At 43.8% G+C, this 11,834-nt stretch carries 12 protein-coding genes; 10 read left to right on the plus strand and 2 right to left on the minus strand.

The window, feature by feature from the left end; all coding sequences use genetic code 11:
• The 3 genes from F6K52_RS23090 to F6K52_RS23100 all read left to right on the plus strand — a co-directional run.
• Window positions 1-1,612 (plus strand): S8 family serine peptidase (locus F6K52_RS23090; RefSeq protein ID WP_293083303.1); only part of this gene is annotated, 1,612 nt, incomplete at its 5' end.
• A 732-nt stretch (window positions 1,613-2,344) separates the two neighbouring features.
• Window positions 2,345-2,515 (plus strand): hypothetical protein, encoded by a 171-nt coding sequence (locus F6K52_RS23095; protein WP_293083306.1) that lies wholly within the window; start codon window positions 2,345-2,347, stop codon window positions 2,513-2,515.
• 346 nt (window positions 2,516-2,861) lie between these two features.
• The gene (locus tag F6K52_RS23100) at window positions 2,862-5,744 is read left to right on the plus strand and encodes a family 10 glycosylhydrolase (protein ID WP_293083308.1); all 2,883 of its coding nucleotides are present in this window, start codon (window positions 2,862-2,864) and stop codon (window positions 5,742-5,744) included.
• On the opposite strand, the gene F6K52_RS23105 is transcribed toward F6K52_RS23100, so the two are convergent.
• Window positions 5,685-6,134: a helix-turn-helix domain-containing protein gene (locus F6K52_RS23105; RefSeq protein WP_293083311.1), complete on the minus strand. Its 450-nt coding sequence runs from the start codon at window positions 6,132-6,134 to the stop codon at window positions 5,685-5,687. The genes F6K52_RS23100 and F6K52_RS23105 overlap by 60 nt on opposite strands.
• A gap of 446 nt (window positions 6,135-6,580) precedes the next feature.
• Between F6K52_RS23105 and F6K52_RS23110 the strand changes: the two genes are divergently transcribed.
• Window positions 6,581-7,030 carry a PPC domain-containing protein gene (locus F6K52_RS23110; protein WP_293083314.1) on the plus strand — a complete coding sequence of 150 codons (450 nt, stop codon included), beginning with the start codon at window positions 6,581-6,583 and terminating at the stop codon, window positions 7,028-7,030.
• 72 nt (window positions 7,031-7,102) lie between these two features.
• Here the strand turns inward: F6K52_RS23110 and cobS are convergent, their stop codons facing one another.
• Window positions 7,103-7,897 carry an adenosylcobinamide-GDP ribazoletransferase gene (gene cobS / locus F6K52_RS23115; protein WP_293083317.1) on the minus strand — a complete coding sequence of 265 codons (795 nt, stop codon included), beginning with the start codon at window positions 7,895-7,897 and terminating at the stop codon, window positions 7,103-7,105.
• A 24-nt stretch (window positions 7,898-7,921) separates the two neighbouring features.
• Between cobS and F6K52_RS23120 the strand changes: the two genes are divergently transcribed.
• The 6 genes from F6K52_RS23120 to F6K52_RS23145 form a co-directional block, all read left to right on the plus strand.
• Window positions 7,922-8,098 (plus strand): hypothetical protein, encoded by a 177-nt coding sequence (locus F6K52_RS23120; RefSeq protein ID WP_293083320.1) that lies wholly within the window; start codon window positions 7,922-7,924, stop codon window positions 8,096-8,098.
• 421 nt (window positions 8,099-8,519) lie between these two features.
• Complete coding sequence (locus tag F6K52_RS23125) at window positions 8,520-8,972, plus strand: hypothetical protein (protein ID WP_293083324.1); 453 nt, start codon at window positions 8,520-8,522, stop codon at window positions 8,970-8,972.
• 180 nt (window positions 8,973-9,152) lie between these two features.
• A complete protein-coding gene (gene tgt, locus F6K52_RS23130) occupies window positions 9,153-10,277 on the plus strand; it encodes a tRNA guanosine(34) transglycosylase Tgt (RefSeq protein WP_293083327.1) in 1,125 nt (374 codons plus the stop codon).
• Window positions 10,278-10,324: 47 nt separating this feature from the next.
• Window positions 10,325-10,462 carry a photosystem II reaction center protein K gene (locus F6K52_RS23135; RefSeq protein WP_008177837.1) on the plus strand — a complete coding sequence of 46 codons (138 nt, stop codon included), beginning with the start codon at window positions 10,325-10,327 and terminating at the stop codon, window positions 10,460-10,462.
• Between the two features lie 697 nt (window positions 10,463-11,159).
• On the plus strand, window positions 11,160-11,357 hold the full coding sequence (locus tag F6K52_RS23140) for a hypothetical protein (RefSeq protein ID WP_293083330.1): 198 nt from the start codon (window positions 11,160-11,162) through the stop codon (window positions 11,355-11,357).
• 15 nt (window positions 11,358-11,372) lie between these two features.
• On the plus strand, window positions 11,373-11,834 hold a 462-nt coding region (locus tag F6K52_RS23145; RefSeq protein ID WP_293083333.1), incomplete at its 3' end, for a CHASE2 domain-containing protein.

The raw sequence follows: 11,834 nt of genomic DNA on the forward strand, positions 1-11,834 counted from the left end.
CCCTACTGATGAGCCATTTTTGAAAGGACTACTAATTATGGAAGTACTACTGACCAGAGATTCAAATGATCACCAGAGAGTATTTGCAGAAGTGCAAGGCTACAAGCACGCAAGCAACATCCACAAAATCGTCTACTCTTTAAAACAAGATCAGCATGTGGAGTCTGCCACAGAAGAGATCGATGTTCGCTCTTGTGTGATTTTCAATTGCAATTACTCATCAACTTACTCAGTAGTAGCTGAGTTGTATTTCACAGATCGAGAAAATATCACCATCGAGTCCAACTCTGTGGACTTGTCAGTCGGTCTTCAAAAGATCGAATTTGATCCGGCAAAGTCAGAGAAGTTGCCAAGTATTGAACCAAAAAGTGTCATCGAAATCGTAGATACCAACCAAGAACATGCTTTGTTCGTAAAATTCAAACCCAATGGAAAAGAAGCCCTAGAAAAAAGGGGCAAATACCGATGCAATTTCAGGAGTGTCTTTTCCGACGCTGATAAACGTCGCATTGAGTCACATCCAATGAAAGACAACAATGTGCTTAATATATTCAAAGTCATAATGCATGAGGATGCCTCCAATGAGCAACTTCTTGCGCTTGCACTTGAATTAGATGCTTTAGATGAAGTCGAGTACGTATCATTGGAGACTACAGAAATATCGCCTCCCATATACCAAGAATTAATGGAAATGGGAAAAAAAGCGGTAGTGGAAAAAGCAGAGCAGACACCAGAGTTTACATCCAGGCAAACATATATGAACCACCCACCGGGAATGAATGTGAAATATGCTTGGCAACAAGGAATAACTGGTAAAGCATCTGTTGTACGCCACTTGGACTTTGGTTTAATTGAGAATCATGAGGACTTGAAGGAGCTTGATATCGTTTCAGCCGATGGAAGTTCTCCAGATCATGGTACAGCATCCCTTGGTTGTATAAGATCCACGCACAATGAATTTGGAACAACTGGTATTGCTTATGGGGGAACAACATATGTTTACAACATCAACCAATTGAGTAAGATTGTCGCAGATAGCAACCCTGGTGATATTGTGAGCCTTGATATTCAGTTTTCGGGTTGCACAACATATTATCCGTTCGATTTTTCACGTTCAAATTGGGATCTAATCAAGAGTGCTACACAAAGCGGGGTCATAGTTATCTTAGCAGCAGGTAATGGCGGTAACTATCTGGATACCAGTAGCTGTGGCAGTTTAGCTTATCGTGGTGACAATGGCGGGATGCTTGTCGGTGCTGGTAGTTCATCCTCGTTTGAACGACTAGGATTTTCAAACTATGGAACTCAAGTCATGATTAATTCTTGGGGAGAAAATGTAACAACGACGGGGTACGGGAATCTGTATGGTGAGCGTGGAGGACAACAGAGCTACACAAATACATTCAATGGGACAAGCTCAGCCACACCGCTGTGTGCAGGAGCATTGGCGCTAATTCAGTCATACTCAAAGACAGTTCATCATGTAACGCTCGACGGAGCGTTCATGAGAGCACTGTTGAAATGGACAGGTAACTCTTCACCTGGTCAGAAGATCGGAGTGCGGCCAGACATAAAGCGTGCGATGATGAAATTGGATGAGATATTTGGTTAGTGGTATCTGCTACCCTCCTCTACCAAAATCAAAACCGAGAAACACAGTCTTTATTCTGAGTAGTTGGGGTACCAGGATAAAGAGGCAGGGCTGTTTCATTTTCGACTCTAAAATTAATGGGTAAGGGGTCCAAAGCCCATTCTGGTCAGCAAATCGCCGTTTTTTTATACTATTGGGTTTAATTTTAGAAAAACAGGCGCGAAACTTCTGCCACTTGGGAGGTTCAGAGAACCAAAAAATTGAGAATGAAACAGCCCTGGAATTAAACCAGCGTTTAACCGCATTATTTAACTGCTGTTTTAATTTCCCACAGACTGACCGATGCTTATGAGTCTTCATTGGAGATGCCCAACCTATCCAGGATATTAATTTGGGTAGGGTTTATCGTAAGCATTCAGCCGTCAGCATATGCGCTACGCGCACGCTACGCGAACAGCAATCAGCTAACGCGCATTAGCTGATTGCTTACCTAAATGTTTACGGTTTATTTTGCCACACAAATAATTATAACGTTTCTGATAATTATTAGAGCCATTCGATTTGCTTCACCTTACTTCTTACTCCTACTCCCTAGGTAAGCAATCAGCAATCAGCAATCAGCAATCAGCAATCAGCTTATGGGCTACGCGCACCCTACGGAATTTTTGAATAAAATAGCTAAGGATTGGTTTAATATTTGTTACCTTAGCTGACCGCTAACCGCTGACCGCTGCAAGACAAAGAGAAAGTATTATGAGTATATCGCCCAAACGACTTGAAGAAATCAAAAATATTCCTGACTCTGAAATTGATACGTCAGATATACCGGAGTTAGACGATCATTTCTGGGAAAATGCCAAAATGGTTAAACCGATTACTAAAAAAGCGATTTATATTCGCTTAGATAGACAAGCTCTAAAGTAGGGTGGGCAAAGTAAGATAATCATTAATACTCAAAACCATCAAACGGTTTTTGCCCACCCTACAACCTGCACCCTTATGGGTTATACAAGTTATAAACTACAATTGAACCAATATAGCACTACGCACTATGGTGTTTGACAAATGAATAAAAATTCAAATCGCTCAATCCCTTGATTAGTAAGCTTTTTTCTTCACTATTGCCTATTGCCTCTTGCCTATTGCCTCTTGCCTGGCGCATAGCGCTATACCTGCCACCATCTCTGTGTTTTAAATCCGCACTTCTCACTAACGTTGTTAATTGCTAAGAAGAGTTAAGATTTTGATAACTAATTTTAAGGAGTGAACGGTGTTCAGGAGTAACGATAGTAGTTCCAATTGGCAGTGGTATTTGTCCAAACAGCTAACCCCCTTGATCAAAGATTTAACCAAAGTCAAATCTAATCCTATCGATCTCAAGACTATTGTAGTTAGTACCTTGATCGGGATTTTGCTCAATTCCCTACCATGGTTACCAGCTGCTAGAGCTGAAACGGTGCAGCTAGGAGTAGTTAAAAGTCGGGATAATCAAGGGCATTGGTCTGGAATTACCGAACGCTTGCATTCAATTGGAGTTAACTACTGTATTGTTGACTTGACTGAGGTTAAGAAAGCCTCTGACTTCGAGAACACTAACTTACTATTTTTGCCCAATGTCGAGTTCCTCCACCCCAAACAATTCCAAGCGTTACAGGAGTGGATTGCAGAAGGAGGAAAAGTTATTGTTAGTGGTCCGACTGGGTTACTTTCCAAACCTGACATCCGCAAAGAATTGCGTGAGCTTTTAGGTGCCTATTGGGGGTTTGCGATGACCCAACCCTCTATCCTCCATCCTTCCCCAGATAGTAACCAAACATGGGTGCAGGATACTGGAATTACAGGTATCATTCAGGGCGGCACTCTTATTCCTACTGATCTTAATTCCACTACTGCTGCGGTCTGGAGTCAGGTTGACAAGCCCCCTGCTGTAGTAACCTCTAATAATGCTACGTTTTTTGGTTGGCGCTGGGGTATCGATCGGGTAGCTCCGGCGGAGGTCGATAGTGCTTGGTTACGAGCGGCTCTTGGTCGCTATGATGTCCAAGTCACTGATGCCAATGTCACTGATGTCCAACTCACCAGTAATTCAGGTACATCGTCTGAATCCTCTGATCACTCTCCACAACATTGTCGGGATATCGACACTACTATTGCCCAGAAACAGCTGGAAACAGACGATGCAGAGTCTGGCAATAACACAGATGCTTCAGCTAAGCCTAGCAATTCCCTATTAGTTCCGTCACCCAAACCAGCAAAAGCCCCACCACCAGGATATAGAAGACGAATTCGAACCCTAAAGCAAGCTACTGCCATGGAGCGGGAGTTAGAAAATCTGATTGGTCGGTTTGAAAGTGCTTTGCTAAGAGCCGATGCAGCTAACAGTAATCTGAATTTATCGACAGGTGCTGCTATCGAACAATTTGTCACTGCTGGTACTAAGGAAGTGTCGGAAACTTCCGAGGAAACCTCTGAGGGTAAAACGGATGAAACTGATTCAGCTGCTAACTCAGCTATTGAGGCATTGCATCAGGCCAGAGTAGGTTTGGAAAATTTCCGTCGAGCAGTGGCTCGCAGAGAGTATCAAAAGGCAAGTCAGCTGTGGATGACAGCACGAAATACCTTGTGGGAAAACTACCCAATTGATCGTAAACTAGCCCAGTCAGAGATTCGAGCCATTTGGCTAGACCGGGGTACTATTGTTAAGGCGAAGTCTGAAAAAGATTTAGCTAAAATTTTTGACAAATTGGCTACAGCTGGTTTTCACACCATCTTTTTTGAAACCGTTAACGCTAGTTATACGATTTACCCGAGTGCGATCGCACCAGAGCAAAATCCCTTGATTGACGGATGGGATCCCCTAAAAGCAGCAGTCAAGTTAGCCCATGAACGAGGGATGGAATTGCACGCTTGGGTTTGGATATTTGCTGCAGCTAACCAGCGACACAATGCGGTTTTAGATCAACCAGCAGACTATCTCGGACCAGTGCTATCCAAGAATCCAGACTGGGCAATCTTGGATAACAAAAAACGTGTGTTTCACAAGAGAACTAGAAAGGCATTTCTTGACCCCGCTAATCCAGAAGTGCGGGATTATCTAACCAAGCTATTGGAAGAAATAGCCAGCAACTATGAAGTAGATGGAATTCAGCTGGACTATATTCGCTACCCGTTTCAAGACCCCAAAGCTGGTCATACCTTTGGTTATGGTAAGGCAGCCCGTGAACAGTTCCAGGCATTGACCGGTGTTGACCCCATTGAGATTGACCCAAAGGATAAGAACTTATGGCGACAGTGGACAGATTTTCGTATCAAACAAATCGACACTTTAGTCAAGTCAGTGTCACAAATGCTGCGCCAGAAACGTTCCGACTTGATTATCTCGGCTGCTGTGTTTCCCATGCCTCGGGAAGACCGATTGCAAAAAATCCAACAAAACTGGGAAGATTGGGCATCTCGGGGTGAGATTGACCTGATGGTACCAATGACTTATGCGCTGGAAACGGAAGAGTTACAAAAATTAGCCCAACCATGGCTAACTAAATCCTCCATCAGCTCAGCCTTAGTTTTGCCAGGAATTCGCCTATTGAATTTGCCCGATATTGTAGCTGTTGACCAAATCCAACTGCTGCGAGATTTACCAGCTCCTGGCTATGCCCTATTTGCAGTAGAAAATCTCAATGATAATCTCAGGGGTATTTTAAGTCGCACTCAAGGACAAGAAGAGCCTACCACTGAAGTACAAGTACCTTACCGTGAACCGTTCCTAGCTGCAGCAGAACGTTATCAGGCTCTGCAACAGGAATGGAGTTTTATGTTAGCAAATAATCAAATCGTAATTGGGGAACCAGACCTTTCAGACTGGGGACAACAAGCCGATACCCTTTCCCTGTTGCTGAATCGACTAGCCGACAAGCCATCCATGATGAGCTTGTTATCAGCACAATTGTCCATGTCATCCTTCCGTACTCGCTTTCAAACGTGGATGTTTGGACAATCCGTTGAGCAACCCTATCAAGTCCAGGTATGGGACAACCGTCTGGAAGCGATCCAACGATTATTGCGCTATGGTGAGCGGACGCTCCAAAATCGATCATTAGCTGGCAGGGAAACTGCCACCAATGAAGTGGACATCACTGAAGGTCTCGATCCATAGACGAGCACCACATGATAGTGGTTTATCGGGATTATAGACAATGCGGCAAGGGCCAAGGATTTCTACCTGGTTGCCGTATAGATTGTTGCCGCTGCGTTTTACTGAAATCACTGGCTTCCGTTCTTCGGGACTTTTGTGGATATTTGAGCCAATGTGATTGCGGTTGACATTGATCTTAGCTATGGCCGGAGCACGATTAGTGCGCCATTTGCCTTTTGGTCCTCTAGAGCCTTTCGTGATTTGGGGCAGATTATTAAACAAGGGAATAATCCAGAATTTCCCGCTTTTATAAGCACCCCGAACCCGACCCTTCTCTAGAAGTTGGCGCAATCGCCGAGAAGAAATACCTAATAGAGATGCTGCTTCTGTAGTACAAACACACTTGTTCATTTTTCTGATTTATTTTAACTATTCCGATAATACTATTATATAGAAAAAATGAATCATTGACAAGTGCTAGTGAAAAAACTCTTCCGAAAAAAATATTGAGTTTAAGAAACTCAGTTTGATGTCATAAAATTGCGGTTTTTTTGAGGAGAGAGCAGAACTGAATCGAAGGTTTTAATTATTGGATAAAGTTGGTGATATTGAAGTGAGGTGAAAATAGCGATCGCATTCAATTTGTGATTTTTTGTCCTAGTCAAATGACTATAGTTAAGTAGGGAAAATATCAGAAATTTGGCGGTGAGACATCCCGTCAGTAGTAGAGTAAGCTGGTTGTATCGTCAGGGTATAGCCTGGGCTGCTTTAAGCCCATACTCGACAGGACCCTCCTTTTTTAAGGGGGTTAAGGTACAGTGTTAGAAATGTGACGAACTAAAAGATATATAGTTTAGATGAGTAAAGTTTTTGCTGCTTGGTTTAGCTGGGTTATGCCTGTGGCAGCAACTTTCTTGGCAACGAGCGTAACTGCACCAGTAGCCAGAGCACAAAACCTGTACAATCCGCAGCCGATTTCTCATAGCAAAGAAATTGTTGACACCCTGACTCAGAAAGATATTCCGATCGGGGATGGTGGCTTTGCCCGAGACTATGTAGTAACTCTTGATGCAGGAGACCAAGTTGCCATTGACCTGATCTCAGACAACTTTGACACGATGATCTCTGTGATCGCTTCTGACGGTTCTATGGTAGCGGAAAATGATGATGGACCTGATGGCAGTACTAACTCCTTGCTATTTGCTCGCATTACTGAGACAGATGAGTACATTATCAGGGTGCGTGCCTTTGGCTCAACCGGCGGTGGCAGGTTCAGATTAAAGATAACCAGACTTAAACCAATTTAGGGGTTTAGTGGTCGAGTCGGTAAGTACTCGATAAACTAACAGGTCGTCTTTGGCAAATAATTAGGGAAAGAATTAGTGAAGGATGAGGGTAAGTAAGCACAGAAACAAGGCTTCTGTCCATTCCACCACTGCTCCGTAAGTGTCTCCAGTATGTCCCCCCAGCTGGCGGTGAAACCAGCCGCCAGTCAGTAAAGCGATCGCACATCCTCCAATGGCCATGGTTAAGGATAACCAAGTATTTGTGGGATCTAGCAACACTGGCACTAGAGATAAACTTAAGACAACGAATAATCCCAAGAGAATATCTTGGGGAATACGTATCCATGGTTTGTGAAATGCCCCTTTACCGGTGGGTTTGAGATAGGGATAAAATGCGATCGCTACGACTTGTCCCCAGCGTCCCCAAGCAGCTGCTCCCATCAAAGCTACCCACCGATAAGCCCCGATATCAGTTAGGGCAGCGGTTTTGATCAGTAATAGAGTACAGGCTGCCATTGCCCCAAACGCTCCTGTAACACTATCTGCCATCACATCTAAACGGCGCTGGGGATCTGGAACTGCTAAACCATCAGCTGTGTCTATCACCCCATCTAAGTGTAATCCTCCAGTCAGGGCAAGCCAGCTGACCACAACTGCAACAGAGCGAGTAAGTGCTGGCATCCCCAACTGTTGCAATAAAGTATCTAATATTACCAGTATCCCCCCAATCAGCAATCCGATGATCGGTGCCCAACGGGCAATCCCTCGAAACTCCATTCTCCAGCTAGCTGGTAGGGGTATAATAGTATAAAAAGTTACAGCACCACTTAAAGAACGGAAAAGTTGACGTCCCCATTGCCTCAATTGTTGTCCAGTGAAATACTTCATGGGTAACTGCTGTTACTGAAATTTATGGAATTTTCCTTTGAGCACCATCGAAAGATTGAGATAGTATTGTGTCATAAGCTGTTGTTACAAGCAGCAAGTTACCTCACCCTATGGCTTAGGTCTCAACAGCAACGGGCTACTAATCTAGTTAGTTCGTGCCGACCAAAACGGCTCAATCAACATTCCTTGGTCGAAAAGTAGTTGGCAATGGGTTTATCCCATTTGGGATATAAGCTGTTGGTGTTTACTTAATAAGGGTAAAACCTTAAAAAGGAGTAATCTGGTTGTCTAGATTTGACTAGTTGACTGTGAACTATTTAAAGATAAACACCATTCCACGGGATTATTCCCTGCATCTATTGGAATTATCTGTTGCTGCTTACTAGGCACGCTTACATGCTTATACCCTTGTATTAACCATTAAGCATGCTTAGATTAGGTATAAAGTCCGATAACCATTAACCCAAAACCTAACACTATTAACCTTTATTGTTGGTTTTAACCCGTTGCCGTAGCTGTGTTCTCATCAATTGGTTTCACCTTTAGGGTTGCCTCACCAATCAATTAAATTAACCAGTTGTATGTCAATATCAGCCCTGAAAAGCATTATAGGCTTTTATCCATGAGTCACCACCAATCTCGACACCAACTCCCAGCTCCTTGCATCATTGAAACTGGCATTATCATCAACAAGCGAGATATGAAACGCTTGCTTGGTGATTTAGGTTGCGTCCGTTACATCCACACTCTCGATGGTCAACTAAAAAACCAGGGGGAAGGGTTAGTTCAGGAAGTATTTGCTGATCCCCATTGCTCTACCCTGATTGCCAATCGGACACTTTACATCAATGTTCATAGTTTTGACTATTTACAACTGAGTCAGTCTCCAGACCAAGAAGCTTACTTTGACCTAATTAGTGAAAATCGTCAGTTGCGGCTGATTCCCCTTTTGAATCCCTTGCAACAAGAGTGTGTTGAGCAACTTCAGGCGGAAGCCCTTGAAGCTATGGTCACACAGGTTCTAAGCGCAAAATGGGATGTGCAAATTGATGATGATGGAGATTGTCCTTTTTAGGTTAGAAGGTTAGAAGGTTAGAAGGTTACAAGTTGATTAATCAAGTTCAAGGGTATAAGTATTGGCTTGCTCCAAGGTGGATGCATCGAATACACAATATCGAAGACGCAAGAGCTTGAACAGGGTTAAGCGAATTAAACGCTATCGTCTAGTTAACGATATTTCAAGACCTAGATCAACTTGAATCAACAGAAAAATAATTTTTCATTTCAATGTCAGGCTTCCTGTAGCCACACTAAAGCAAGAGCTGGGGTGTTTGTGACCCCCCATGGTGTGGTGGAAACTCCCAGGTTTATGCCAGTAGGCACCCTAGCAACGGTAAAAACTCTAACACCAGCCCAGTTAGAAGTAGCTGGGGCACAAATGGTTTTGGCTAATACCTATCATCTCCATCTGCAACCGGGAGAAGCCATCATTAAAAAAGCCGGTGGGCTGCATCGATTTATGGGTTGGAACGGACCAATCTTGACTGATTCTGGTGGCTTTCAGGTGTTTAGCTTAAGCCAGCTCCGTACTATTACTGAAGAGGGGGTGAGGTTTAGATCTCCTCGGGATGGGCGGATGATTGATATAACCCCAGAACGGTGTATGGAAATTCAGCATGCCTTAGGAGCAGATGTGATCATGGCATTTGATGAGTGTCCCCCCTATCCAGCTGAGCGAACTGATGTGGAATTAGCAACTCAACGAACCTATCTCTGGCTCAAACGCTGTATGGTTGCCCACAATCGCCCTGATCAACAAGCTTTGTTTGGTATAGTTCAGGGTGGGGTGTACCTAGATTTGCGTGTCTTAGCTGCGGAATCCTTGGTCGAGTTGGATTTACCAGGTTATGCCATTGGTGGTGTCAGTGTGGGGGAACCGCCTGAATTGATTCACCAAATTGTCCAGACAACTGCTCCATTACTGCCATGGCATAAGCCTCGTTATCTGATGGGGGTCGGTACCTACAGGGAAATGGTTTTAGCGATCGCATCTGGCATAGACTTATTTGACTGCGTTATTCCCACTCGGCTGGGACGTCATGGTAGCGCCTTAGTGCAGGGGGAACGCTGGAACTTGAAAAATGCCCGGTTTCGGGAAGATTTTTCCCCCTTAGATCCCAGTTGTCCTTGCTATTGCTGTCAGAATTTCAGTCGTGCTTATCTGAACCATTTAGTGCGATCGCGTGAATCTCTAGGCTATATGTTACTCTCTCACCACAATGTGACTGAGCTAATTCGGTTTACTCAAGCGATCAGGGCAGCCATCTTAAGTGATCAATTCACTACACAATTTGCTCATTGGCTGTTCACTTCATGTTAAGATACATGTCAATTATTAAATCTGTGTTGGAAAGGAAGATTTAAGATATGGAAGCTGCACTCCTGTTAGGAACATTACCCGAAGCTTACTCTATTTTTGGTCCAGTGGTGGACGTTCTACCAGTCATCCCTGTGTTCTTCTTGCTGCTAGCCTTTGTCTGGCAAGCCGCCGTGGGTTTCCGGTAAACTTCTCCCCCGCTAGAAAACCTGTTTGGCTCTAGAGGTTGGTTTTATCGATAAATATCAACAAATTTAGACATATCTACCAAAAATCTCGCTAGTTGTGTCAGAAGGGAGTAGTAAAAACCCGACGGATGAATCCGTGGGAAAGTAACCTCAATACCTGACCAACGTTTGTCTCTGATGAAGACTACGTAATCAATAAGCCCTACGATTCATCCCACCTATGAACCACTTAGGTCATGGTGGGATGATCAGTTGGCAGGGTTGATGATGGTGTAGATTAGTACTGCGCCTGTAGGAAATATCAACCAGGGATTGAACCGAATAGTGTGGATAAAGCAATCAAAAACAGGAACATTCGCGGTAGGCTATCCTGTGAGTAGTAAAGCTTGCGGATATCTGGGATAAATACTATCCAACGATTGTTAAGCTAAAATACAGAAAGCTATTTGTATAAGCTAAGTGCCAGTTTTTGCTGTCAAAACTATCAACGTGGAATTAGCCAATACTATGAGTCAGGTGCGCATCAATAATAATTGGCATGTATAGTGGTTGACCACGACGAAGTTGAAGACAAATTTAAGATAATCCGATTGATAGCTTGACAGAATAAGGACGACTTGCTTCCAAGCCCACGAAAAAGCAAAATGGTAGTGTAAGCAAAAAGGCTTCCATTGCTTTTCCTAAATCGATTAAAGCGATGCAGCGCGGTCTTGGGGGAAACCCCCATGAGCGACTGCATCAAGACATCGATCGGGAAAATACTCAGAGCAACGTTTCCAACTTAGGTCAGGGCATTGAATCAAGGAATGAATCACTACTCTACAGGGTGATCGAACCTTTGATCGTATTATTTATAGAATTATCAAGGGTGAACATCAAGGGTGATAGTTTCTAGTGATAAATATTATATATGAGTGCTCAGCTGGTAAAAGTGGCGACAGAAGAGTCACCAAACAACTCAAAACTTAGCCCCCAAGAGGAAAATCCCTCTCCTCCGCCCCCAAAACCGGCGAAAACTTGGTCACGGCTGAAACGCTTGGGAAAATATGTTGGGATAAACCCAGCATTGGTAGCGAGTTTGGCCGTAACTGGTTTAATGCTAGGGTCTAAGCACCTAGGAATGTTACAGTTTTTTGAGTTAAAGGCTTTCGACCGGATGATAGAGCTGCGACCAGCTTTACCACCCGATGACCGCATCTTAGTAGTAGAGGTGACTGAGCCAGATTTAAAAGACACAACAGCTCCAGGAGGGTCTTCAATCAAAGATGCTGTAATGTATGAGGTATTACAGAAGCTGGAGCAACATAAACCCGCCGTTATTGGTGTGGATATCTTTCGAGACAGTCCGGTAGAACCGGGTAATGCTGAATTT

It is taken from the genome of Moorena sp. SIO3H5 (assembly GCF_010692395.1).
In the GTDB taxonomy this organism is placed as follows: Bacteria; Cyanobacteriota; Cyanobacteriia; order Cyanobacteriales; family Coleofasciculaceae; genus Moorena.